Genomic DNA, 23,424 nt, shown 5'->3' with positions numbered 1-23,424 from the left:
TGATTGAATTTAAAAGTTTTGATTCTACTCTTCAGCATCATCATATTTATTTTTGCTTTTTGTAGCTGGTTTACCTGCAATGCAAATTACAAATTCTCCTTTTAAAGTATTGTGTTCAAAATGTGATTTTATTTCTAATAATGTACCGCGTACAGTTTCTTCAAACATTTTTGTTAATTCTCTACTTACTGATGCTTGCCTGTCTGCACCTAAGTATTGTGCAAATTCTTCTAATGTTTTCAGCAAACGATGCGGACTTTCATAAAGTATAATGGTGCGTTCTTCTTCAGCAAGCTTTTTAAATTTTGTTTGTCGCCCTTTTTTAACGGGTAAAAATCCTTCAAAGCAAAAAGCATCGGCTGGTAAACCAGAATTTACAAGTGCCGGAACAAATGCTGTTGCGCCTGGCAAACACTCTACCGGAATTTCATTTTTTATCGCTTCACGTACCAAGAAAAAACCTGGGTCGGAAATTGCAGGAGTGCCTGCATCAGAAATTAAAGCAATTTTTTGCCCTTCATTTAAAAATTTGATAATTTCTGAAGTTGCTTTATGCTCATTATGTTGATGGTGTGAAAATACCTTTTTATCGATACCAAAATGTTTAAGCATTGGTGCACTTGTACGAGTATCTTCGGCTAAAATCAGATCACACTCCTTTAAAATGCGTATAGCCCTAAAGGTTATATCTTCCAAATTACCTATCGGGGTTGGTACGAGAAATAGTTTTCCATCCATAGTATCAAGAGTTCGTCATTGCGAGGAGGAACGACAAAGCAATCTTATTGAGAGAGATTGCCACACTACGTTCGCAATGACGACTTAATTATTATCTTTGTAAAAAAATTAAATAATGCTGCAAGTTAACTATATCCGCGAAAATAGAGAGAAAGTTTTAGAACGTTTAAGTGTACGTAACTTTAAACAACCAGAGTTGGTTGATGAAATCATCAAGATTGATGAGGAACGTCGTTCAACTCAAACTTCGCTTGATAGTATTTCTGCAGAAGCAAACGCAGCTGCTAAACAAGTTGGGGATTTAATGCGGGCTGGAAAAAAAGAAGAAGCTGAAGCCATTAAAGTACAAACTACTACTTGCAAGGAAAACATAAAAAGCCTTACCGAAAAGCTAACTGAACTGGAGAAAGCTCAGTTTAATTTATTAGTGCTGTTACCCAATTTGCCTCACGACTTAGTTAAACCAGGAACAACACCTGAAGAAAATGAAGTTGTTTTAGTAAATGGAGAACCAGCTCAGTTACCAAAAGATGCAAAGCCACATTGGGAACTGGCTACAAAATATGATATAATCGATTTTGAACTTGGTGTTAAAATTACCGGTGCAGGTTTTCCAGTTTATAAAGGAAAAGGAGCGAGGTTACAGCGGGCTTTAATTAACTTTTTTTTAGATGAAGCTATTGCTGCTGGTTATAAGGAAGTGCAAGTACCACATTTGGTTAATGCCGCTTCGGGTTTTGGTACTGGTCAGCTGCCAGATAAAGAAGGGCAAATGTACCACTCAACAGTTGATGATTTGTATTTAATACCAACTGCAGAAGTTCCTGTTACCAATTTATATCGGGATGTTATCTTAAAAGAAGATGAGTTGCCAATAAAAAACACAGCTTATACACCATGTTTCAGAAGAGAAGCGGGTTCTTATGGTTCTCATGTTCGTGGTTTAAACCGTTTGCATCAGTTTGATAAAGTAGAATTAGTACAAGTAACTCATCCGGATAAATCTTATGAAACCTTGGAAGATATGAGTACTTATGTGCAAAGCTTATTACAAAAATTGGGCTTACATTACCGCGTTTTACGTTTATGTGGAGGTGATATGGGTTTCGGCTCTGCAATGACTTACGATATGGAAACATGGAGTGCATCACAAGAGCGTTGGTTAGAAGTTTCTTCAGTTTCTAATGTAGAAACGTTTCAAAGTAACCGTTCGAAAATTCGTTTTAAAGGCAAAGAAGGTAAAGCACAATTGGCACATACCTTAAATGGAAGTGCATTAGCTTTGCCGCGTATTGTAGCTTCAATCTTAGAAAACTACCAAACAGAGAACGGAATTAAAATTCCTGAGGTTTTGGTAAAATATACTGGTTTTGATATGATTGATTAGATCTCACCCTTTGAAAGCCAGTTAGTGAATGAGGCTGTATCATAAATCAATTTATCATTGAATCTTGTCACGTTGAGCTTGTCGAAACGCCACAAATGGTAGTTGTTATAGGTCCTTCGACAGGCTCAGGATGACATTTCGTATTTATGATACAGCCTCAGCCTCAAACGAAAGATGCTGGGTTTAGACCAATACCAACGCTAACTATTACTCCTGCCGAATTACAATCTTTCAAAAAAATATTAACACAAAAAAAGCTTTGCATTGCTGCAAAGCTTTTCGTTTTTATAGATAGATGTATTTTGAATGCTTTGTGGATTACAAAATCAAAATTAACAATAAGATGATGATGATAATTGCACCTACAGAAAGATAAACACCACCAGAAACTGCACGAGCCTGACCTTTCAATTCTCTTAATTCGCTACGTAAAGCTTTACGTTCTGCTTTAGTTAAGTTAGATTTATCCATGTCTCTGATTTCTTCAACACGAGTTTTAATCTTTTCTAACTTTAAAGATTGTTCAGAAGTTAATTCTGTTGGGTTTTTAGCTTTTTCAGCAGCTTGTACTGTGTTAAAACTAACTCCTAAACTAAAAATAAGAGCTAAAGTGTAAATAAATTTTTTCATAATATTTAATTTTTTTAGTGTTTAATGTCTGTTTAACAAAAAACCTACCAAAATGTTCCGGTAGGCTTTAAAAAGCATTAAACTAAATGTTAAATAGGTTATTTAATTTCAAAAATGGCGTTTACAGTAAAGTTTAGCTTAATTTTCTTAAAATCTATTTCAGGTGCAGCTTCTGCATCAGCCATCGCCGATTTCATCATGTAGTTTCTGTAAACTGGTTGTATAACATTGTCGCCACCATCCTGTATTTCAATTACGCCACCTAATTTATCGCCTAGTGCCTCTACCATGTAAGCGGCTTTTTCTTTTGCAGCTAGTAATGCTTTAATTTTAAGTTCCTTTTTTAAGCTTTCAATTTTCGAGTAATCGTAACTTTCAATATTTGTGCTGGCAATTCCTTTCGGGTCAATTGCTTCTAGTATCCCGTCAAATTTATTTAAATCGCCAACTTTTAAACGATATTGTTTACTAGCCAAAAAATCAGGATTTTTCTTTTTTTCGGTAGCGTAATTCCAGCTACTTAAATTACTAATGGTTAAGTTTTCTTTAGCAATTCCAGCCTTTTGAACCGCTGCATAAAGTTGTTTTTCCAAATCGGTAATTTCTACTTTTTTCTTTCCATTTAAATATTCTTTTAGCGAAATATTGATGTAAATAATGTCTGGTGTAACTTCTGTTTCTGCGCTACCACTAACATTAATTTTGCGGCGTAAATCTGTTTGTTGCGCCATCGCTGTAGATAAACCAAAAAATGCAACGAGTGCAATTGCTATTAACTTTTTCATATTTATTTTTCTTTTGTGTGTGCTGTAATGATGTTGTTTTAATACAAATTCCACACCGAGATTAATATTTTTTTTATTTTATAGAAAATGAACGTACGTAATTGATGGCAAAACCTGCCCCGCTATTCGTTGCAAGTCCTCGCTACGCTGTGGGCTTTTCACTCCTATCGGGTTTAAAAACAAAGGGTTGTACAACTATCATAACACAAAGTGGAAAAGCAGATATGTTATGTATAAGGGCATTTAACTATCTATCTTCTGTAGATAATATTTCTTCAAACGGCATTTTATTTTAAAAAGAACTGCAGTTTTTGCCACTTAAACCCGACAGAGCGTATAGCCCGGAATGGTAGCGAAGCGAAAATGAGGACTATAAGCGATGGCGGGACTGCTGTTACCAAAGCACTACAGAACCTTGATTTTTTAAATAAAAATACTAGAAATTGAAAAAAATTATGCGCAAGGTTTTATGCTTAAATAGACGGAAATATAAATGTTTATAAAACCTGGCGCAGCAGAATATTCTGCAGAATTTTAATCGTGTTGCAGTTGGAGTAAACTACAAATTGGAATACTAATTTTAGGTATTTAAACCTTTGAAACTTTAACAGCAGTTGGTCCTTTTTGACCCATTTCTACTTCAAACGTAACTTTATCGCCTTCTTTAATTTGTGTAACCAAACCATTAGCGTGAACAAAAATACTATCTTGAGTTTCTGTGTTTTTAATGAAACCATAACCTTTACTATCGTTAAAGAAAGTAACCGTTCCTTTTTTCACAGGGTTTTCGTCAATAATATCTTCTTGTCTTGTTATACCAATTTGAACATCTTCGATGTTAAATACCTTTTTCTTTTTCGGATCTGGTGGGGTAGAGGAGATATTACCATTTTCATCAACGTATGCAAACATTTCTTCAAGAGCTAAGCCCTTTTTTGCATTAGACTGACGTTCTTCTTTTTTCTCTTGCTTGTCTTTTTGCTTTTTTAGTCGTTTTTTTTCGTTCTCTTTTTTACTGTATGTTGCCTGAGATTTAGCCATATTTATTTAATTGTTTTGTTTTTAAGTGGAGTGAGTGGAAATCAGATTGATACAAATATAACAATACTAAAGCAGAAATACGATTTTATTCAATTTGTGTGTAATTATTTGAAAGGAATAATTTTAAATTATTATCACAAATTTGTGGTTTATTTTGCCACATAGGCTCAGAAAATTAGGGATCTAAAAATTAAATACCCAGTTCAGTGCAAATCTGTGATTCTGTGGCAAATTCATCTGTATTTAATTTCGCCACAGAGGCACTGAAATCACAGAATAGAAAGAAGTTAGATGTTCGGCTAAGCTTTTAATCTGTGGCAAAAAACTATATTGCATCTAATTTTTTCTGCCATTTATCTCTATCAATTTGATATAGGAAATTCCATTTAATTGCTTCGCCGTAATATGCTATTTCTATTTCGCTAACTTTTACTGCACCCAATTTCTCAGCTGCCTTTTGCGAGCGAAAATTGGTTGCTCCGATGTGTAAATTTATTTTATCTACAAATTGGAATGCATAATCTAACATCAACTTTTTTAGTGATGCATTATAACCTTTACCCCAAAATTTCCTTCCAATAAATGTATAGCCGACAGCGATAGAATTATCTTCTTCTAAATCATAAAATCTAGAACTGCCTACAACCTCACCAGTTTCATTATCGTAAACAATAAAAGCGCCTTTTGATTCCATTGCACCTTTAAAAAACGTTTCAAAAACAGCTTTTTTGTACCGGTCTTTATTAGGATGCTGCTCCCATATTAGCGGGTCTGACGCAACAGCATAGAGACTTTTAAAATCATCAGCTTTAAGTGGCATAACACTTATAAGCTCGTTTTTTAAAGATGGTTGTAAATCGAAATACATTTTTGTGGTATTAAAAACGGCCGATTTTTAGGTCGGCCGTTAATTGTTTAATTTGAATCAATTTGCGGTTAAAGCAATCGTTTCGAGAATTTTATTATTTCGCTGTTTATTCAACCAGACCTTCAATTTCTACCAATTCATTCGCATCTTTTTGATAATCAACTTTATCAATTTCGAAGCCAAATAAACTTAAAAAATCGGAACGGTAACCTGCCAAATCGCCTATTGCAGGTAAGGTTTCAGTTGTGGCTTCTTGCCAAAGTTTAGCAACTCTTGCTTGTACATCTTCACGCATTTCCCAGTCATCAATTCTAATTCTTCCTTTCTCATCAACAGGAACATCGCTGCCTGTATATAATCGCTCTGCATATAAGCGCTGTATTTGTTCTATTGTACCTTCGTGAATACCTTCTTCTTTCATTATTTTGTAAAGCAATGAAATATATAAGGGAATTACCGGAATAGCCGAACTCGCTTGTGTAACCAAAGCCTTGTTAACAGAAACATAAGCCTTACCGTTAATATCTTTCAATTTGTCGGCAATTGTAAAGGCTGTTGCTTCCAGGTCATCTTTCGCACGGCCAATTGTTCCTTTACGGTAAACCGCCTCGGTTAACGACGGACCAATATAAGAGTAAGCAACAGTTGTTGCACCTTCAGCCAGTAGATTTTCTGCTTTTAAGGCGTCAATCCACATCGCCCAATCTTCTCCACCCATTACGGCTACCGTATTTGAAATATCTTCTTCTGTTGCCGGTTCGATAGAAATTTCGCTAACATTTCCGGTGTGAAAATCAACTGTTTTATTGGTGTAAGTACCGCCGATTGGTTTTAAAGTAGAACGATGTAAAACTTCTGTATCAGGATGTTTTCTCACAGGAGAAGCAAGGCTGTAAATTACTAAATCTACCTGACCTAAATCGGCTTTAATGGTTGCTAATGTCCGCTCTTTAATTTCTTTGGAGAATGCATCTCCATTTATACTTTTTGCATACAAACCTGCTGCATGTGCTTCTTTTTCAAAAGCTGCGCTATTGTACCATCCTGGAGATGCGGTCTTGCCCGCTGAAGGTGCTTTTTCAAAAAATACACCAATGGTAGCAGCACCAGAACCGTAAGCTGCCGTAATTCTTGATGCAAGGCCAAAGCCTGTTGATGCACCAATTACCAATACTTTTTTTGGCCCGTTGATGGCACCTTTAGATTTTACATATTCAATTTGGTTCTTTACGTTTTGGGCACAACCATCAGGATGCGCTGTTAAACAAATAAAGCCCCTCATTCTTGGTTCAATAATCATTTTTTTTTCTTTTACGTTTTGTATAAAGTAGAAAGTTAAATTTTAGGAATTAAAAACTTGCCTAACAATAAAATTCTTTAACGAAGATAAATTTTTAATTGCTTAACGCTAAATGAAATTTAAATAAACAGTTATTTAATTACCAAATTGAATGGCTTTGTATATTAATGCAGTGTTAAGTGGTCTGCTTTCTTAATTTTCTATTAAATTAGCGGCATCAGATAAATCGGTTTAATTCCCTTATGAAAAAATTAATATTTCTAATCTTATTGTGTTTTGCTGCGCTAACTAATCTTTCTGCACAAACTCAGTATCAAAACACTGGTTGGCTTTTTTTGCTGAATAATACCAAAATTAATAAAAAATGGGGCTTGCAGTTTGATGTTCAGGTTCGTTCTGCAGATGACTGTAAGTATGTTAGAAATACTTTGGTTCGGCCAGCGATTCAATATTTTATAAACGATAAACATAATGTTGCACTTGGTTATCTGTGGCAAACTACTCAAAATCAAATAGACGGAAGTGCAGCTACTTTCTTTGATGAACATAGAATATTTGAACAATACATCTACACTCATAAAATCAAATCAATTTTTGCAAGCCATAGAGTTAGGGTAGAACAGCGCTTTATAGAAAGGGCAAATGAAGATGTTTTTGCACAACGTTTCAGGTATTTTATTAGATTAATTAAGCCTTTACAAAAAGCCCAACCAACATTTACCAAAGGTGCTTTCGTTGCGCTACAAAATGAGGTTTTCTTAAACTTTCAAAACAAGGCAAAAATAAACAATAGCACCTTCGACCAAAACCGAATATACCTTGCGGGCGGTTATCGTTTCTCTAAAAAATTTGATGCAGAAGTTGGCTATATGAACCAAGCCATAAAAAATACAAGTAGCCATACCAATAATAATATTGTTCAATTAGCTCTTTATACCAGGTTTTAAAATCTGTAAGTCATTTTTTGTATCAGAACTATTACAAAATGTTTAAGCAGTTGTAATTGATAATCCTTTTTGCTCAATTTGCTTTGTGAAAAGATTTTCGTTACTATTTTTAGCGCTGTTATTCGGCAGGCGGATAAATGCCCAACAGCTTAATACATCTACAACGGATGTTGCCCCAACATCAAAAAGCTTATTTGATCCAGAGCATAAAAGAAAGGACTCACGTAAAGGTGATTTTTATTTCCATTGGGGATATAATCACTCTTGGTACAATAAGTCAGATATCAGGTTTCAGGGTCCGAATTATGATTTTACGTTAAAAGATGTTGTTGCTCACGACAGACAATCAAAGTTAAGTTGGGCCTATCTTAATCCGGGATTAATTACTGTTCCTCAATATAATATTCGTGTTGGTTATTTTATTAAAGATAATTATAGCATCTCGTTAGGTTGGGACCATATGAAATACGTGATGGATATTCCTCAAAACGTGGCAATTACCGGAAACATTGGCGCAAATATTTCTACACAAAATGTATCAACCGGTTTAATGGCGGGCAATTATAACGGGCAAACAATTAATGTGAAAGAAAGCATGCTTACTTACGAGCATACCGATGGTTTCAATTACGCCAATGTAGAAGTTGAGCGTTATGATGATATTTGGGTTGCTCCTGGAGGAAACACATCATTAACTTTAGAAACAGGAATTGGTGCGGGATTAATGGTTCCGCGTTCTGATGTGCGACTTTTTGGTTTGGGTAGAAACAACAATTTTAATGTGGCTGGTTATGGTGTATCTGCAAAGCTTGGTTTAAAATTTTACGTGTGGAAAAATATTTATATTCAAAATACGACAAAAGTTGGTGCTACAAATCTAAAAAATGTACACACAACTGGCTTTAATGATTCTGATAAAGCAAGTCAAAAAATTAATTACTTAGAAAACATGTGGGTAGTTGGTGTGCAATTTTAGTAATTAAGATGCTGTAGCATACCATTTTCGTTTAAACCAGAAAGCAACGTTAACTAGTAAAATTAACGCTGGTACTTCAACCAGCGGACCAATTACTTAGTTAGGTGCTTGAATAGTGTAATCTTCATTTCGTTATTTTTTTAGATGTTAACAACAACCTCCTCCAGGTGTGCATGCTGCTGATGATGTATTAAGTTGAACCAACTGTATTTTTTGTTTGCTTTGCGGAATGCCACATTTATCAGGAGCTAAGCAGGCAGTTTTTTTAGCTATCAATTCAAAATCTTTTCCATTAAAAGACAAGTCATATTTACCGATGGTATCAGATTGGAACTCTACCTCAATCTCTAAATTTTCAATACCCAGCTTTTCTTCTGAAAGCCTTATAATATTCAAAAGTTTTGCAGGCTTTAAGCGGTGTTCGAAATCATTCGCATCCCAAAGTTGAAAATTTACAACCTTTTCTAAGCGTTCTACACCACCACAATCAATAAAATGCTTTGTAACCAAACCCACCTCTGTAACATGAAAATGTTCTGGAACAAAATCGCCTGTTGGCAATTTAAAGTTTACAGTTTCTACTGTAGCTAAATGATTTTTAATTTCTGAAAGATTCATAATTTCTATTTATTGTTATAATGCAATATTACGATTGAGCATAGTAAAAAAATGCTTAACAGCACTTTTATTCTGATACGATTGAAGTAACATTTGAAAAGTAATTTTTTAAAATGTTGAATGCTGTTTCATCGATGCAATAACAAATTGCATTTCCTTCTATATTTCCCTTTATCAAACCAGCACTTTTTAGTTCTTTTAAATGCTGGGAGATTGTTGGTTGTGCCAATGGCAGTTCAGTTACAATATCGCTACAAATGCATGCATTTACTTTTAATAAATAATCTATAATTGCAACTCTAGCCGGATGACCAAGTGCTTTTGCTATCGTAGCAATTTGATTTTGCTTATCGGTAAAATATTCTGTTTTGGTAGCACCCATGGTTAATATTTTTATATTGCAATATTACGATATAGTTTTTGCAATTGGAAATTTGTTTGATGGTTATTTAAGTAAGCTTTGTTTAATAATAATACTATATCCTACTAGAAAATATTCTTTTCCACTGGATTGTCAATTGAAAGATGCTGAGAAAAATATAAGGCTTAGGTATGCCCAGAATAAAGAGAATACAATGTGCATAAATGTTTCAAATCTTTTACCTTTCCATAGGCTACTAGAATAACCAAAAAATTGAACAATAAGCCTAATACTCCAAAAAATGCCCAATCCAAGTGATATTTTTTTTCCAAGAATAGTGTGTATTAATTCTTTTGAAGATGTTAAACAGAGCAAACCCATTAAAAACACAGTTAGTGCTACAAAAAAGGTGTGGATTGTCATCATTTGCCTATTGATTAAACTTAAAGATTTAAGTTCTGTTACCCAATCAAAATATTTTGGGAACACGATATGAATTAGTGCAAGTATGATTAATAAAAAGCCAATTACTTTATAGTGAATTTCCATCCTTATCGAGCGTAAAAGTTGAAATAAACGGAGTCAGTTTTATTTCTTTTTTGATATTAAGATTTGCATTATTAAAATTCTGCAGCCATGCCGATTTAGAATGGAAATGAAATGCCCCAATATTAAATGCCAGAAAATTTTTAAAATCTCTTAAATGTTCTGTTACATAAATTTGCCCTTCAGGTTTAATTATTCTATTCAATTCCAAAAAAAAGTTTGTTCTTTCAATTTCATCTCTTATTTCATGTGCGGCAAGAATTACAAATATTTTATCAACCGAATTGGTTTCTAATGCTATACTTGAAGTTTTTGTGTGCATTGTATTTGGGAATGGCGGATATGCTTTTCTTGCTCTTTTAATAGAAACTTCGGTATGCTTTAATGGATTGTAAAAATCTAGTGCAATTAGTTTGGCATTCTTGTATTTCTCTTGCAGTAAATAACTTGTTTCATCAAAGCCAGCATTAATGTTTACAATTATTTTTTCCTGATTGTTTTTGTCGATCCACTTAAGGAGATAAAATCCTGAGCAATCATAAATATATAATGAAGCTAACAAAGAACTACATATTGATGCAAAAGATAAACTACAAAATATATATATAAAATGTATGTATGGCCTTTCGAAAAAGTTTGCTATATAAAGCATTCCTAATATCAAAATTATTGCGATTGCATAAAAATGCCAGTTAAAACGAACAATATTTAAAACACCTTGGAAAGGCTTTCTTATTTGCTCCATATTTCTTTTCTACCTTTTTTCCAATAATAAGGGATGTTTTTGATAACGAAAGCATTTGCCATTATCGCATCTATTTTGAGTGAAGTTAAAAACTCGAAATTGTAATAAATAATTTTTATAGGAATTGGTATCCAATTTTCTCTTACTCCCTCGATAATTAAAATTTCTTTTGAGTTTTTATTATATGTGAAAGTAAATGGTAAAGGTCCTGCGAATCTTCTAGCTTCTTTCCAATTTGAGAATGGAGAGTTTTTGGGCAAAGAAACATCATCTTCATTTCTATCTATTCTAATTTTAAATTTAGAATTATTGGATGATATTTCTAGCGATCCATCTTCATCATGCTGCTTAATATCGGTTGTTGTATAATTATAATGTGTAAATAAGTTTCCAAGCAATTGCATTTTCTTTTTATCAGTTTCTGATTTTATGATATACAATCCACGCAAGGTTTTGCCTAAATGATTGGTATATCTAACAAACACACGATAGCCTATCAAAAAAAAGTTGTTACCTAAAAATTCCGGAAAACCTTTTGGCCTTAAATCCTTTGTTTGAACCATTGCGATAGCTATAAAAGCCCATTTATCTTCAAATAAATCAAGTTGTAAGCATTCTGGAATAAGGCTTTGCAATTGCTCTTTCGGAACAGCAAATGTTACAACAATCGAACTATCAAAATGGGCTTCAACTGCAAATGGATGGTTTTTTAAATAGGAGAGCATTACATTACTTTAATTTTTTTAGATAAAACTCATTTAAATAGATGATTAAAATGAGTAGAAACGCAAACACTGAATTTAATTTTCCCCACAATAATAAATCAGGAACAAGAAAGAATTCAAGCACATTCATTGTTGCGATTACAACAATTTGAGCAATTGCATTTAATTTAGTTTTATAACCGCTCAATATCCAAATTGCCATTACAATTTCTAAAATGCCAATTATGATAGCAAGTGGTTTAGCGTTACTTACATTAGTAATTCTGGATATTATTTCTTCATGGCGAGGAACTACATTTAATACTTTACAAATAAGGCCATTAATGAGCCAAACTGTTGCAATACAATAATTTAAAATTTTATAAATTCTGCTTTTCGCCATATATTAGTTAAAAATAGGCTTAAATATATAGAATGAAATTCAGTTTAATGATCAAACCTGAAACCCATTACTTACTATCCATTTTGCTGCGAATCATAATCTATCATCCATTCGATACCGAATTTATCTCTAAACATTCCGAAGTAGGAACCCCATGGGCTATCTGCCATTGGCATTTCAACACTTCCAACTGCTGAAAGTCCGTTAAAGAGTTTGTCGGCTTCATCTCGACTTTCTGCAGTTATGGAAATCTTAGACCTGTTCTCATTTTCATTAACAGTGCCCAAAATTTCTGGAACATCATTACCCATTAAAAAATTTTTGCCGATAGATAAAGCAATGTGCATAATCTTATTTTCTTCCTTTTCTGATACAGGAAACTGATCATTTGAAAGATCTTTGAAACGAATAATTCTCACGAAGTCTCCGCCAAAAACAGATTGATAGAAGTTAAATGCTTCTTCGGCATTTCCATTAAAATTTATATGAGGATTAATAAGTGCCATAATTGATATTTGTTAGTTTTATAATTAGTCGGTTAGTAAATGAATCGATTTTAGTATTCAATTTCTACAGACAACAAACTTTATAACCTAAATATAATAAACTTCCTCGCTGATTTAGAATATTTTTATGCTGTGGATATACCTTAACTGTTGCTAATAAAAAAAGCGTCCCGATTTTACATCGGGACGCTTTAACCATCTGTGAAAGATTGAATATTATATTTTCCTTATTCTACCAGAACCGATTACAGTTTTTTCTACCGTTGCATTGCCAGAATAGTTAATATTTCCAGAGCCGCTGATAACTGCTTTGATACGTTCTTCAGCTTTAATATTAACTGTACCAGAACCGCTCATTGTTGTAGATAAATCATTTACAGATAAATCTTTTCCAGAAAAATTGCCAGAACCACTAATTACAATCGTTGCTTCATCAGCAGAGCCATTAATATTTAACTTACCAGAGCCACTAATAACACTATTTAAATCATCAACATCTGCAGTAGTATTTACCGTTCCCGAGCCACTTACGGTTACAGAAAGTGTTTTTGCTGATACATTTCCTTTAACACTCATAGTGCCAGAACCGCTCATTGTTAAACTTTTAATATTTTTAGCAGTTACGTAAGCCGTTATTTTTTTATTATCGTATTTATGTTCCCAGCTTGTCCAGCTGTTTTCAGGGCGAATAATTAATACATTGCCCTTAACCTCAGTAATTAAAGTAGAAATGGCATCAGCATCGCCTTCAAACCTACAGCTTTCTGTGCTGCCTAAAGTGATTATAACATTTATCGGACCGCCTGCTGCAACTCCATTAAAATTTCTTACGTCTCTATCGTCTTCTGCTTTTATAGCATTGGTTGACGGAAATGATATGTTAGCAAATGAATTATAACTAGCTGTGATTAATAACGCAGCACATAAAATTGAGAATATTTTTTTCATGGTAATAAGATTATGCTTTTTTGTTTAACACATTAAAGCGAATATGATTAGGGTTTTTTAATAAGACGGTGGTTTTTTTAAAAAGTTGCATCGATTTAAAATTATTATTCAAATATTTTGGAAGTTGAAAAAACAAGATTGAATACGGCTCTTAATATCTTACCAAATCTTTATCTCTATGTTTAAAACCAATCTATCTAATCCACCACCTTTTTTGTTGCAATGTAAAATAATGGGTCGTTTTTAAAATTGTCTGCGTTAATGCTTGCATCAACCTTTATGGTTTTCCAATCGTTGGTAGGCTTAATTAAGGAATAATTTCCAGTTTTCAGCGAAACTTTAACAGGCATATCGAAACCTTTAACATCGGTAACCCAACGATAAGAAAGCATACTGTTATTAATTTTATACTCTAAAACAGGAATTTTGCTGTAGCGTAAATATTGGTCGAAAACCTTGTCTAATTTTAAACCACTTTTATTTGCGATATAATTTTCTACTTCGGCGGTTGTTACTGTTTTATGATAGAAAGTTTTACTTAAACCCCGTAAAATCTGCCTAAATTTTTCATCATCGTTTATCAACTGGCGGATGGTATGAATTAGGTTTGCACCTTTATAATACATATCTCCAGAACCTTCTTTGTTTACCCCATAAGGACCAATAATCGGTGTTCGGTTTCCGATGCTTTTTCTGATGCCAATCACATATTCATCAGCAGCCTGTTTGTTTTCGCTACACTCCGTAAATAGCGTTTCAGAATAATCTGTAAAACCTTCATGTATCCACATATCGGCTATATCTTTAGATGTAATGCTGTTTCCGAACCATTCGTGCCCACTTTCATGTACTGTAATATAATCCCACTTTAATCCATGTCCGGTGCCACTTAAATCGCCACCTAAATAACCTTTTTTAAATTGATTTCCATAAGCCACAGCACTTTGATGCTCCATACCTAAATGGGGTGCCTGAACTAACTTATAGCCATCTTTATACCAAGGATAAGGACCAAACCAATATTCAAAACATTTTAACATCGGTTTTACGTCGGCTTCCCAGTGGGGGCGTGCTTTTGCACTATCTACCTGTAAAGCCCAAAAATCAAGACTTAATTTTCCAGCTTCACCATCGTAAGTATCTGTCCAATGGGCATATTTACCAATGTAAAACGTAACATCATAATTGTTAATTGGGTTTCCAACAAACCAATTGTACTGCTTGGTGCCATCAGGTTTATCTGTAATGCTTCTCAATCTTCCATTAGAGATTTCTTGTAATTGTTTAGGTACGCTGATGCTAATTAACATACTGTCAACTTCATCACTTTGATGATCTTTATTTGGCCACCAAACGCTGGCACCTAAACCTTGGCATGCAACAGAAACACACGGATTTCCGGCAGAATCTTTTTTGAAAATAAAGCCTCCGTCCCAAGGCGGGTTACGTGCTACAGGTGGATTCCCCGAATAGAAAACCGTAAATTTATCTTTCGTGCCTTTTTTAATTGTTTTTGGGAAGTTCACAAATACAGCATTAAATTCTCTGCTATAAGGTAGCTCTGTGTTTTTATAAACAACTTTTTCAACTTTTAAATTAGAAAACAAATCGAATTGGAGTTTGCTAAAATCTTGTGCTGCCGTAAAAACAAATTCATTGCTGCCACTTACAGATTTCTGCTCCAAATCTATATTAACATCTAAGTGGTAATAATTAATATCATAGCAAGTACGTAAAGGCGTTAAAGTACCACGCAAACTATCTGCTCTTGTATTAACCTGCTTTTTGCCCATTAATTGGGCATTTGATATAAGAACGCTTAAAATAAGCGTCAATAATAATAGTAGCTTTTTCATTTTATTTTTGTGAGCCAATCAGAAATTGATTTTAGACTATTTAATCACATCAACTTCAATAAAACTATCGTTAAATATAGTTTGAGTGGCTTTAATGTAGTCGGCTTCGGTAGCTTTATATGGGTTTTCTACAAATTTTTGTGGGTTACGTGCAAATAACGGAAATGCTGTACTTTGCACTTGAATCATAATTCTATGTCCTTTTTTGAATGTGTGTAAAACATCCTGTAATCTAAAATTAACATCGGTTTTCTGGTTTGCTACTAAAGCTTCGGGTTTTTCGAAACTGTTACGGAAGCGGGCAGGCATAACTTCTGAGCGTACCATTTGCCAATAATTGCTTAACGTAATGCTTTTATTTGGCATGTATGGATTGTTTGGTTCATCGGCAGGGTAAACATCAATTAGCTTAACAATAAAATCAGCGTCGGTACCAGTAGTAGCAATTTTTAAATGCGACATAATTTCGCCACCCAGGGTAATATCATTATCCAGGATTTCTGTTTGATACACCAATACATCGGGTCTTCTGCCAGCAAAACGTTGGTCTTCGCTCATATAATTATGCGGTGTAAAACCCAGCGTTGTAGTTAAATCTTCAGTATAAGGAACAGGTTTTAATGGGTCGCTGATGTAATTTACAGCGCCTGCTGATGTGGGAGCAGTCATGCTTAATTTTCCATCGGCACCTAAATAAAGTTTTTGTTTTGTCGCTTTTTCGGTTGGCCATTTGTTAAATGTTTCCCAATTTTTTTTTCCTGTATCGAACATGTATGCTTCTGGTAAACCAGAATTTTTATCGCCATTACCTTTTAAGAAATGGTTAAAGAATTTGGCTTCGATGTTTTTTTGATAGAATGTTGCAATGCTATCTCCAAAATACACGTTACTGTGCATGGTGTGTCCGGTTTCTCGGCTCCATCTTCCATGCCCAAAAGGTCCCATCACAATTGTATTATATGTGTTTGGGTTTTTCTTTTCAATTGATTTATAAATATTTAATGGTCCTGATAAATCTTCTGCATCATACCAACCACCAACTACCATTACTGCTGGTTTAACAGTATTATAATGTTTTAACAGACCGCGTTTTTGCCAAAATTCATCATAGTTTGGGTGGTTCACGGTTTCTTGCCAGAAAAAATTATCCTTGTAATATTTATCAGCATTTGTTAGCGGACCTAAATCCAATGCAAATTGATAGCCATCTTTAGTATTTGGTTTGATGGTTTGCTTGCCATACCATGCTGCAGTTTCTGGCTGAGTTTTTTGAACCCCAAACACAGGAAAAGTAAAGAAATAGCTTTGTAGAAATGAACCGTTGTGGTGGAAATCATCAAAGAAGAAATCGGAAATTGGAGCTTGTGGAGACGAAGCTTTTAAAGCAGGATGGTTACTTAAAATACCTGCTGCGGTGTAAAAACCCGGGTAAGAAATTCCCCATTGACCAACCTTGCCGTTATTGTTGGCGACATTTTTTACCAGCCAATCAATCGTATCATAAGTATCAGAACCTTCGTCAACATCAGTTTTTGCTTTTTTGTTATCAATAACCGGTGTCATGTTTGTAAAGGTACCTTCGCTCTTATAACGGCCACGAACATCCTGCATCACTACGATATAACCTTCTTTCATCATCAAATCAGATGGGCCTAATTTTGCAGGAAATTTGTCTTCTCCATAAGGTGCAATGCTATAACAAGTCCGCTGCATAATCATCGGATATTTTTTATCTTTCGCAGCATCTTTTGGCGTATAAATGGCTGTAAATAGTTTCACCCCATCTCGCATGGTAATGTAGATTTCTTTTTTGGTGAAATTTTCTTTCGTGTAGCTGCTATTGGTTTGGGCAAAACTTGCCGTAGCAGATAAAAGGAATAGTGATAATATAACTTTTAGATATTTCATATTGATTTATTTTAAAACAGATAAGCTGATGTAAGAACTGTTTGATGTATCGTGGTAAATTTTATGAGTTGCTTTTTGGAAATCACCGGGTTCTGCCTGGTAAATATCCATGAATTTTTGCGGATTTCTATCTGCTAATGGAAACCAAGAATTTTGAATCTGCACCATAATTTTGTGTCCTTTCTTAAAAGTATGTGCAACATCAGGTAAAGCATAATTAACTTTTGTAATTGCACCTGGAACAAATGGCTCGGGTTTTTCGAAGCTGTTGCGGTATTTGCCCCGAAGTATTTCGCCACGTACCAGCATTTCATAACCACCCATTATAATGTTGTTTGGGTTGGGTTTAGGATTCGGTTCGTCCTCAGGATAAACATCAATCAATTTAACTACATAATCAGCATCGGTTCCAGTTGTAGAAACTACAAGATTAGCAAGTACAGGGCCGGTTAATGTGATATCTTCAGTTAAAGCATCAGTTTGATAAGTTTTAACATCTGGTCTGCGGGCTGCAAAACGCTGGTCATCAATCATATATTCTCGGGTACGCCTGGTTTGTACGCCATCCTGGTAAGGCACAGGATTATTTGGGTCGCTAACATATTCATCCCAGCTATCAGTTCTGCCAACTTTTTCAAATGCTAGTTTTCCGTTGGGTTGTAAATAAAGATTTTTTGTTTCAACCTCCTTAGGTGGCCATGCAGTAAACTTTTTCCATTCGTTGCTTCCTGTTACAAAAATATTTGCTTCTGCAGCATTAAAATCACCTTCACCTTTTAAATAATGTTTAAAAAATGGAAGTTCGAATTGTTTTTGGTAATCGATGCTTGTGGTTTTACCGAAATTAATATCTCCAAAAGAAGCGCCATCGCTACGAACCCAACCACCATGAAACCACGGACCTGCAACAAGAATATTTTTTGCCGCTGGATTTTGTTTTTCTATCGCCTTATAAGTTGCAAAAGTTCCATAAGCATCTTCAGCATCAAAAAAGCCTCCAACAACCATAACTGCTGGTTTTACATTTTTTAAATGTGGAAGAATAAATCTCGCTTTCCAGAACGTATCCAGGTTTGGATGTTTGAATAAATCATTCCAAAATTTAATGCTATCGGCAAAGTATTTATCTTTTAAATTTTTAACAGAACCCGCTTCTAAATAAAAACGATAATTATCCTGTATGGGAAATTTGAAACCTTTTGGGCCTTTATCGGGTGTAATGGGCTGCAAACGAGGAACGCCAAAACCACTCATAAAAGTAAATGCATCCATTAAAAATAGCGAGCCACCATGATGAAAATCATCTCCAATAAACCAATCGGTTACAGGGGCTTGTGGCGAAACCGCTTTTAATGCCGGGTGAGAATTTGGTAATGACGTGGTAGAATAAAAGCCAGGATAGGAAATGCCATAAATACCAGCGTTTCCATTATTATTTTTGATATTTTTAACCAGCCAATCTATTGTATCGTAAGTATCGGTACTTTCATCTACAGCCGTTTTTCCCTTTTTTAAAGTTTGCGGACGAATATCTTCAAAGGTTCCTTCGCTCATCCACCTTCCACGCACATCTTGATAGACAAAAATAAAACCTTCACGCATCATTGCAGGAAAATTTCCTAAACTAAGCTTGAATTTATCTTCCCCGTAAGGTGCTACAGTATAGGGGGTTCTGTTAATTAAAAAAGGATATTTTTTGGATTGATTTTTGGGTATATAAATCGAAGTAAAAAGTTTAACACCATCTCGCATTTGTATTTTACGTTCTATTTTTGTGTAATTTTCTTTTACGTAAGCCGAATCGGATTGCTGAGCCATTAAATTGCTGGATAGAAACAGACAAATTAATAGACCTAAAATTTTACAAGGGTTCATTGTTGAGGTTGGTTTTTAGGAATAAAATTTAAATATAGGATTTATCAGAATTGAATAGAAAAAACATCTGGTAAAAGGTTTGTTAAGATGTAAAATACATTGATAGTCATTCCATTATCAGAATTTAGTTAAATTAAAATTGTTAGATAATCTTTTATAGGTTTCTCTCGTCTTATATACAATTGTTTTAAACACAAAAAAATGAAAAGGTTATTAAATAAAACATTGGTTGTTTTTGCGGCAGTAGCTGTGATGGCAACATTAGCTGTAGACAGTGCTTCAGCTCAAAGACCAAGCAGAGGCGGCGGCGGTGGTAGCATTGGTGGAGGAGGAGGTCGTTCCAGTTCTGTATCACCATCGAGAGGTGGCGGTTTCAGGCAACCATCTGCGCAAGCGCCTTCATCAAACAATAGGATTTCTCAAGCACCAAATCGTGGTAGCTTTAATAATTCACAAGGTGGTCGCTATAGTTCTGGCAGACCGGAACGACCAGGATATCGTTCAAATAATGGTTACAGACCAGGTGTTGGATACAACAGACCTGGGTATGCTTATCATCCGGGTTTCGGCTATCGTTCAGGATTTAGAAATAGAGCATACTTCGGTTACTACAATTATTACAGACCATTCATCGGCTTTCGTTTAAATGTTTTGCCCTTTGGTTATTATCCATTTTATTACGGGCAAGATCAGTTTTATTATTCAGGTGGGTTATTTTACCGTCAATATGAAAATAATTATCAGGTTGTTGTTCCGCCAGTAGGTGCAGAAGTGCCAAATTTACCATCAGAAGCAGAGTTAGTTACGATTGATGGTGTAGATTATTACGAGTATAAAGGCATTTATTACACGCAAGGAACAGATAAGGATGGTAAAACAGTTTATATTGTTGCTGGTAAAGATGGGGTTTTAAATACAACTGATGGTCCGATTGATACACACCAAATCGGTGATGTTATTAATGTATTGCCAGAAGGTTGTAGAGAAGTTACCATTAAAAATGAAAAATATTTTGTTTCCCCTGATGACGTTTATTATGAAGAGGTTATAAGTGGAAACACTACAAGTTACCGTGTTATTGGTAAACTATATTAGTATCTTTTTAAGATAGATGAAGCCGCTTTGATTTTTATTAAAGCGGTTTTTTGTTTTCACAACTTCGCAAAAGCGTTCTCAAAATTTGTTCTGCGTAAATCTGCGTTATCCACGGGAGAAGATTTTAAATCGCCCAATCAGATAAGCATTTTTACAAAATTATTCTTTGGCTAAAGAATTCCCCTCTGATATCACAGATCTCTGCAGAATTAAAATTTTCTAAAAAATAATTCATTCATTATTTTCCTTCAACATTTTAATACTTTTACTAATAAACCATTTGAAATTGAAAAAACCATCACACAAAAATTCATTAATTTATTTTCTATTTGTTTTGCTGTTGGCTTCTTGTTCGTCAACACGAAATATATCAAAGCAAGTAGAAACATCAATTTCATCTATCAAGTTTTTGGATGAATATATTTTGCCACACACTACTAATTTTCAAAGTACAATGGTTGGTGGTTTATCCGGAATCGATTATGATGCAAAGAACGATCAATATTTTTTAATTAGCGATGACCCTTCACAGTATAGTCCGGCGAGAGTTTATACTGCAAAAATTGATATTAAAGCTAATAAAATTGATACCATTAGACTTACTGGCGTTACACCAATTTTACAGAAAAACGGGCAGCAATATCCAAAATATCAATATGGAAAAAATTCTAAAGCTGATGGTGAATCGGTTCGTTTCGACCCAATTAGAAATCGGCTAGTATGGAGTAATGAAGGTGAAAGATTATACAGGGCAACAGATACAACACTAGTACAACCCGCTTTAACATTTATATCTACGCAAGGAAAATTTTTGGATACGGTGCCTTTGCCAAAGGGATTTGAAATTACAAAGCAAACTTATGGTGTTCGAAAAAATGCTTTCTTTGAAGGCTTAAGTTATGCCGATAATTATAAATCGCTGTATGCCAGTTTAGAAGAGCCGCTTTATCAAGATGGAAAACAAGCTGCATTCGGCTTCGCTGGAGCCTTAACCCGGATTTCTAAATTTGATGTTGATAGTAAAAGAAATACAGCACAATACGCTTATAATTTGGGTGAGTTGCCAGTAAATCCAACTTCAGCAAGCGATTGGAATTTAAATGGCATCTCAGAAATTTTGGCAATTAATAACCATACGCTTCTAATTATGGAGCGTGCTTGGGCAAAAGGGCATGACGATCATACTTTTATAAAACTTTATCTTGTTGATTTAAACGATGCCGAAAATGAAATCAACAATGCATCATTTATGAAAACCCCTCCAAGGCCTTTAAAAAAGAAATTACTGTTTGATTTTGATAGTTTAAATATTCATATCGACAATTTTGAAGGTATAACTTTTGGTCCAAACCTACCAAACGGACACAAGACATTAATTTTCTGCGTAGATAATAACTTTTCTAAAGCACAGGTACAGCAGTTTTTTCTTTTTGAGGTAATGCCGTAAATCAGTTTGCAGTTGGCAATTTTCAGTTTGTGGTGCAGCGTCTGCAGTTCTTATTTCTGTTCAGATTGCTGAAATTTTACGGCATCATGTCTTTTAACCTCAGCCTTCTGCCTTTTACCTTCAACCTTTTTTCCCTACCTTTGGTCAATCAAAATTATCAAGAAATTATGCAATACGATGTCGTTGTTATCGGTTCAGGACCGGGCGGTTATGTTGGCGCAATCCGTTGTGCTCAGTTAGGTTTAAAAACTGCAGTTATAGAAAAATATAAAACTTTTGGAGGTACTTGCTTAAATGTTGGCTGTATTCCATCAAAAGCTTTGTTAGATTCTTCAGAACATTTCCATAACGCCGCACATACGTTTACCACTCACGGTATCGATTTAAAAAACCTTAAAGTAAACATGCCGCAAATGATTGCTCGTAAAGACGACGTTGTTGCTCAAAATACTGCAGGTATTACTTATTTATTTAAGAAGAATAAAATCGATTCATACGAAGGGCTTGGTTCTTTTGTAGATAAAAACACCATTCTCGTTACCAAAACAGATGGTTCTACAGAAACACTAACAGCTAAAAATGTAATTATTGCTACTGGTTCAAAACCAACAGCATTGCCATTCTTACCAATAGATAAAAAACGAATTATCACTTCAACAGAAGCTTTAAATATTAAAGAAGTTCCAAAATCAATGGTTGTTATTGGTGGTGGCGTTATTGGTTTAGAGTTAGGCTCCGTTTATGCTCGCCTGGGTACAAAAGTTTCTGTAATCGAATTTTTGCCTTCCATCATCGCAACAATGGATGCCAGTTTAGGAAAAGAACTTCAGCGTATATTGAAAAAGAACCTTGGTATGGAATTTTACATGGGTCATAAAGTTACTGGTGCTACCAACAAGGGTAAAACCGTAACCGTAACTGCAGAAAATGCTAAAGGCGAAGCCGTAAATTTCGATGCAGATTATTGTATCGTTGCCGTTGGTCGTACCGCTTACAGCGAAGGTTTGGGTTTAGATAAAATCGGAATTACCATTGAAGAAAGAGGTAAAAAAATTCCGGTAAATGAACATTTAGAAACTTCAGTTCCTGGTGTTTATGCAATTGGTGATGTAATTACCGGTGCCATGTTAGCACACAAGGCTGAAGATGAAGGAACGTATGTTGCGGAAACCATTGCCGGACAAAAACCACACATCAATTATAACTTAATACCAGGTGTAGTGTACACTTGGCCAGAAGTTGCCTCTGTTGGTTTAACAGAAGAGCAATTGAAAGAAAAAGGTACAAAATACAAAGCTGGTTCTTTCCCTTTCAAAGCCAGCGGACGAGCGAAAGCAAGTATGGATACCGATGGTTTCATTAAAGTATTGGCTGATGCCGAAACGGATGAAGTTTTAGGCGTACACATGATTGGTCCACGTGCTGCAGATATGATTGCAGAAGCTGTTCTAGCTATGGAGTTCCGAGCATCTGCAGAAGACATTGCTCGTACAAGCCATGCGCATCCAACCTATACAGAAGCTTTCAAAGAGGCTGCATTAGCTGCTACCGATAACAGAGCAATACATATTTAATAACATCATGCTGAACTTGCTTCAGCATATCTTTACAAAAAAGCTGATAAGAAATTATCGGCTTTTTTTATTAAAGTTGGGTATGGTTCCAAGCTGCTAAAGGGCTTTATATTTTTGGAAATTATTGTCAGCATTTCATTGGTTGGGGCTGTCGCTTTTATCCCTT

23 protein-coding genes are annotated in these 23,424 nt (G+C 34.7%); 7 read left to right on the top strand and 16 right to left on the bottom strand.

What is annotated here, in order from left to right; all coding sequences use genetic code 11:
* Window positions 1-24: 24 nt before the first annotated feature.
* On the bottom strand, window positions 25-738 hold the full coding sequence (rsmI, locus tag D7004_RS18495) for a 16S rRNA (cytidine(1402)-2'-O)-methyltransferase (RefSeq protein WP_123207314.1): 714 nt from the start codon (window positions 736-738) through the stop codon (window positions 25-27).
* A 115-nt stretch (window positions 739-853) separates the two neighbouring features.
* Between rsmI and serS the strand changes: the two genes are divergently transcribed.
* Window positions 854-2,125, top strand: a complete 1,272-nt coding sequence (gene serS / locus D7004_RS18490) for a serine--tRNA ligase (protein WP_123207313.1) — start codon at window positions 854-856, stop codon at window positions 2,123-2,125.
* Window positions 2,126-2,443: 318 nt separating this feature from the next.
* Here the strand turns inward: serS and D7004_RS18480 are convergent, their stop codons facing one another.
* Window positions 2,444-2,755: a hypothetical protein gene (locus D7004_RS18480; RefSeq protein WP_123207311.1), complete on the bottom strand. Its 312-nt coding sequence runs from the start codon at window positions 2,753-2,755 to the stop codon at window positions 2,444-2,446.
* A 98-nt stretch (window positions 2,756-2,853) separates the two neighbouring features.
* Window positions 2,854-3,540, bottom strand: coding sequence for an SIMPL domain-containing protein (locus D7004_RS18475; protein WP_123207310.1), 687 nt, complete (start codon window positions 3,538-3,540; stop codon window positions 2,854-2,856).
* A 104-nt stretch (window positions 3,541-3,644) separates the two neighbouring features.
* On the opposite strand from D7004_RS18475, the gene D7004_RS18470 reads away from it, so the two are divergent.
* Window positions 3,645-3,836, top strand: a complete 192-nt coding sequence (locus D7004_RS18470) for a hypothetical protein (RefSeq protein ID WP_123207309.1) — start codon at window positions 3,645-3,647, stop codon at window positions 3,834-3,836.
* Between the two features lie 292 nt (window positions 3,837-4,128).
* Here the strand turns inward: D7004_RS18470 and D7004_RS18465 are convergent, their stop codons facing one another.
* The 3 genes from D7004_RS18465 to fabV form a co-directional block, all read right to left on the bottom strand.
* Window positions 4,129-4,581 (bottom strand): cold-shock protein, encoded by a 453-nt coding sequence (locus D7004_RS18465; RefSeq protein WP_109926476.1) that lies wholly within the window; start codon window positions 4,579-4,581, stop codon window positions 4,129-4,131.
* Between the two features lie 325 nt (window positions 4,582-4,906).
* The gene (locus D7004_RS18460; RefSeq protein WP_123207308.1) at window positions 4,907-5,449 is read right to left on the bottom strand and encodes a GNAT family N-acetyltransferase; all 543 of its coding nucleotides are present in this window, start codon (window positions 5,447-5,449) and stop codon (window positions 4,907-4,909) included.
* 106 nt (window positions 5,450-5,555) lie between these two features.
* Window positions 5,556-6,749 (bottom strand): enoyl-ACP reductase FabV, encoded by a 1,194-nt coding sequence (gene fabV, locus D7004_RS18455; RefSeq protein ID WP_123207307.1) that lies wholly within the window; start codon window positions 6,747-6,749, stop codon window positions 5,556-5,558.
* A gap of 242 nt (window positions 6,750-6,991) precedes the next feature.
* Between fabV and D7004_RS18450 the strand changes: the two genes are divergently transcribed.
* Together D7004_RS18450 and D7004_RS18445 are read left to right on the top strand one after the other, a co-directional pair.
* Window positions 6,992-7,696 (top strand): DUF2490 domain-containing protein, encoded by a 705-nt coding sequence (locus tag D7004_RS18450; RefSeq protein WP_123207306.1) that lies wholly within the window; start codon window positions 6,992-6,994, stop codon window positions 7,694-7,696.
* Window positions 7,697-7,781: 85 nt separating this feature from the next.
* Window positions 7,782-8,672, top strand: a complete 891-nt coding sequence (locus D7004_RS18445; RefSeq protein WP_167459536.1) for a hypothetical protein — start codon at window positions 7,782-7,784, stop codon at window positions 8,670-8,672.
* A gap of 147 nt (window positions 8,673-8,819) precedes the next feature.
* On the opposite strand, the gene D7004_RS18440 is transcribed toward D7004_RS18445, so the two are convergent.
* The 10 genes from D7004_RS18440 to D7004_RS18390 form a co-directional block, all read right to left on the bottom strand.
* The gene (locus tag D7004_RS18440) at window positions 8,820-9,290 is read right to left on the bottom strand and encodes a DUF6428 family protein (protein WP_123207305.1); all 471 of its coding nucleotides are present in this window, start codon (window positions 9,288-9,290) and stop codon (window positions 8,820-8,822) included.
* A gap of 67 nt (window positions 9,291-9,357) precedes the next feature.
* Window positions 9,358-9,672, bottom strand: a complete 315-nt coding sequence (locus tag D7004_RS18435; RefSeq protein ID WP_123207304.1) for an ArsR/SmtB family transcription factor — start codon at window positions 9,670-9,672, stop codon at window positions 9,358-9,360.
* Window positions 9,673-10,183: 511 nt separating this feature from the next.
* Window positions 10,184-10,942, bottom strand: a complete 759-nt coding sequence (locus D7004_RS18425; RefSeq protein WP_123207302.1) for a methyltransferase domain-containing protein — start codon at window positions 10,940-10,942, stop codon at window positions 10,184-10,186.
* Window positions 10,930-11,667: a DUF2071 domain-containing protein gene (locus D7004_RS18420; RefSeq protein WP_123207301.1), complete on the bottom strand. Its 738-nt coding sequence runs from the start codon at window positions 11,665-11,667 to the stop codon at window positions 10,930-10,932. The genes D7004_RS18425 and D7004_RS18420 overlap by 13 nt, the downstream gene beginning before the upstream one ends.
* Window positions 11,668-11,671: 4 nt before the next feature.
* Complete coding sequence (locus D7004_RS18415) at window positions 11,672-12,049, bottom strand: DoxX-like family protein (RefSeq protein ID WP_123207300.1); 378 nt, start codon at window positions 12,047-12,049, stop codon at window positions 11,672-11,674.
* A gap of 74 nt (window positions 12,050-12,123) precedes the next feature.
* Window positions 12,124-12,555, bottom strand: coding sequence for a VOC family protein (locus D7004_RS18410; protein WP_123207299.1), 432 nt, complete (start codon window positions 12,553-12,555; stop codon window positions 12,124-12,126).
* 216 nt (window positions 12,556-12,771) lie between these two features.
* Complete coding sequence (locus tag D7004_RS18405) at window positions 12,772-13,503, bottom strand: head GIN domain-containing protein (RefSeq protein ID WP_123207298.1); 732 nt, start codon at window positions 13,501-13,503, stop codon at window positions 12,772-12,774.
* A gap of 197 nt (window positions 13,504-13,700) precedes the next feature.
* Entirely contained in the window at window positions 13,701-15,359 is a 1,659-nt protein-coding gene (locus D7004_RS18400; RefSeq protein ID WP_123207297.1) for a M1 family metallopeptidase, read from the bottom strand.
* A gap of 36 nt (window positions 15,360-15,395) precedes the next feature.
* Window positions 15,396-17,267: a CocE/NonD family hydrolase gene (locus tag D7004_RS18395; RefSeq protein WP_123207296.1), complete on the bottom strand. Its 1,872-nt coding sequence runs from the start codon at window positions 17,265-17,267 to the stop codon at window positions 15,396-15,398.
* Between the two features lie 6 nt (window positions 17,268-17,273).
* On the bottom strand, window positions 17,274-19,142 hold the full coding sequence (locus D7004_RS18390; protein WP_123207295.1) for a CocE/NonD family hydrolase: 1,869 nt from the start codon (window positions 19,140-19,142) through the stop codon (window positions 17,274-17,276).
* 201 nt (window positions 19,143-19,343) lie between these two features.
* On the opposite strand from D7004_RS18390, the gene D7004_RS18385 reads away from it, so the two are divergent.
* The 3 genes from D7004_RS18385 to lpdA all read left to right on the top strand — a co-directional run bounded on the left by D7004_RS18385 (window position 19,344) and on the right by lpdA (window position 23,258).
* A complete protein-coding gene (locus D7004_RS18385; RefSeq protein ID WP_123207294.1) occupies window positions 19,344-20,237 on the top strand; it encodes a DUF6515 family protein in 894 nt (297 codons plus the stop codon).
* A gap of 286 nt (window positions 20,238-20,523) precedes the next feature.
* A complete protein-coding gene (locus D7004_RS18380; protein ID WP_148042838.1) occupies window positions 20,524-21,684 on the top strand; it encodes an esterase-like activity of phytase family protein in 1,161 nt (386 codons plus the stop codon).
* A 167-nt stretch (window positions 21,685-21,851) separates the two neighbouring features.
* Window positions 21,852-23,258, top strand: coding sequence for a dihydrolipoyl dehydrogenase (gene lpdA, locus D7004_RS18375; protein ID WP_123207292.1), 1,407 nt, complete (start codon window positions 21,852-21,854; stop codon window positions 23,256-23,258).
* The last annotated feature ends 166 nt before the right edge of the window (window positions 23,259-23,424 follow it).

It is taken from the genome of Pedobacter jejuensis, from assembly GCF_003725795.1.
In the GTDB taxonomy this organism is placed as follows: Bacteria; Bacteroidota; Bacteroidia; order Sphingobacteriales; family Sphingobacteriaceae; genus Pedobacter; species Pedobacter jejuensis.
The sequence above is the reverse complement of the archived record's forward strand: the minus strand, read 5'-3'. Positions and strand labels throughout refer to the sequence as shown.

What these genes read in the sequence shown, in the direction of transcription:
- rsmI (WP_123207314.1), bottom strand. Translation starts at nt 738, where the DNA reads ATGGATGGAAAACTATTTCTCGTACCAACCCCGATAGGTAATTTGGAA.
- serS (WP_123207313.1), top strand. Translation starts at nt 854, where the DNA reads ATGCTGCAAGTTAACTATATCCGCGAAAATAGAGAGAAAGTTTTAGAA.
- D7004_RS18480 (WP_123207311.1), bottom strand. Translation starts at nt 2,755, where the DNA reads ATGAAAAAATTTATTTACACTTTAGCTCTTATTTTTAGTTTAGGAGTT.
- D7004_RS18475 (WP_123207310.1), bottom strand. Translation starts at nt 3,540, where the DNA reads ATGAAAAAGTTAATAGCAATTGCACTCGTTGCATTTTTTGGTTTATCT.
- D7004_RS18470 (WP_123207309.1), top strand. Translation starts at nt 3,645, where the DNA reads ATGGCAAAACCTGCCCCGCTATTCGTTGCAAGTCCTCGCTACGCTGTG.
- D7004_RS18465 (WP_109926476.1), bottom strand. Translation starts at nt 4,581, where the DNA reads ATGGCTAAATCTCAGGCAACATACAGTAAAAAAGAGAACGAAAAAAAA.
- D7004_RS18460 (WP_123207308.1), bottom strand. Translation starts at nt 5,449, where the DNA reads ATGTATTTCGATTTACAACCATCTTTAAAAAACGAGCTTATAAGTGTT.
- fabV (WP_123207307.1), bottom strand. Translation starts at nt 6,749, where the DNA reads ATGATTATTGAACCAAGAATGAGGGGCTTTATTTGTTTAACAGCGCAT.
- D7004_RS18450 (WP_123207306.1), top strand. Translation starts at nt 6,992, where the DNA reads ATGAAAAAATTAATATTTCTAATCTTATTGTGTTTTGCTGCGCTAACT.
- D7004_RS18440 (WP_123207305.1), bottom strand. Translation starts at nt 9,290, where the DNA reads ATGAATCTTTCAGAAATTAAAAATCATTTAGCTACAGTAGAAACTGTA.
- D7004_RS18435 (WP_123207304.1), bottom strand. Translation starts at nt 9,672, where the DNA reads ATGGGTGCTACCAAAACAGAATATTTTACCGATAAGCAAAATCAAATT.
- D7004_RS18425 (WP_123207302.1), bottom strand. Translation starts at nt 10,942, where the DNA reads ATGGAGCAAATAAGAAAGCCTTTCCAAGGTGTTTTAAATATTGTTCGT.
- D7004_RS18420 (WP_123207301.1), bottom strand. Translation starts at nt 11,667, where the DNA reads ATGCTCTCCTATTTAAAAAACCATCCATTTGCAGTTGAAGCCCATTTT.
- D7004_RS18415 (WP_123207300.1), bottom strand. Translation starts at nt 12,049, where the DNA reads ATGGCGAAAAGCAGAATTTATAAAATTTTAAATTATTGTATTGCAACA.
- D7004_RS18410 (WP_123207299.1), bottom strand. Translation starts at nt 12,555, where the DNA reads ATGGCACTTATTAATCCTCATATAAATTTTAATGGAAATGCCGAAGAA.
- D7004_RS18405 (WP_123207298.1), bottom strand. Translation starts at nt 13,503, where the DNA reads ATGAAAAAAATATTCTCAATTTTATGTGCTGCGTTATTAATCACAGCT.
- D7004_RS18400 (WP_123207297.1), bottom strand. Translation starts at nt 15,359, where the DNA reads ATGAAAAAGCTACTATTATTATTGACGCTTATTTTAAGCGTTCTTATA.
- D7004_RS18395 (WP_123207296.1), bottom strand. Translation starts at nt 17,267, where the DNA reads ATGAAATATCTAAAAGTTATATTATCACTATTCCTTTTATCTGCTACG.
- D7004_RS18390 (WP_123207295.1), bottom strand. Translation starts at nt 19,142, where the DNA reads ATGAACCCTTGTAAAATTTTAGGTCTATTAATTTGTCTGTTTCTATCC.
- D7004_RS18385 (WP_123207294.1), top strand. Translation starts at nt 19,344, where the DNA reads ATGAAAAGGTTATTAAATAAAACATTGGTTGTTTTTGCGGCAGTAGCT.
- lpdA (WP_123207292.1), top strand. Translation starts at nt 21,852, where the DNA reads ATGCAATACGATGTCGTTGTTATCGGTTCAGGACCGGGCGGTTATGTT.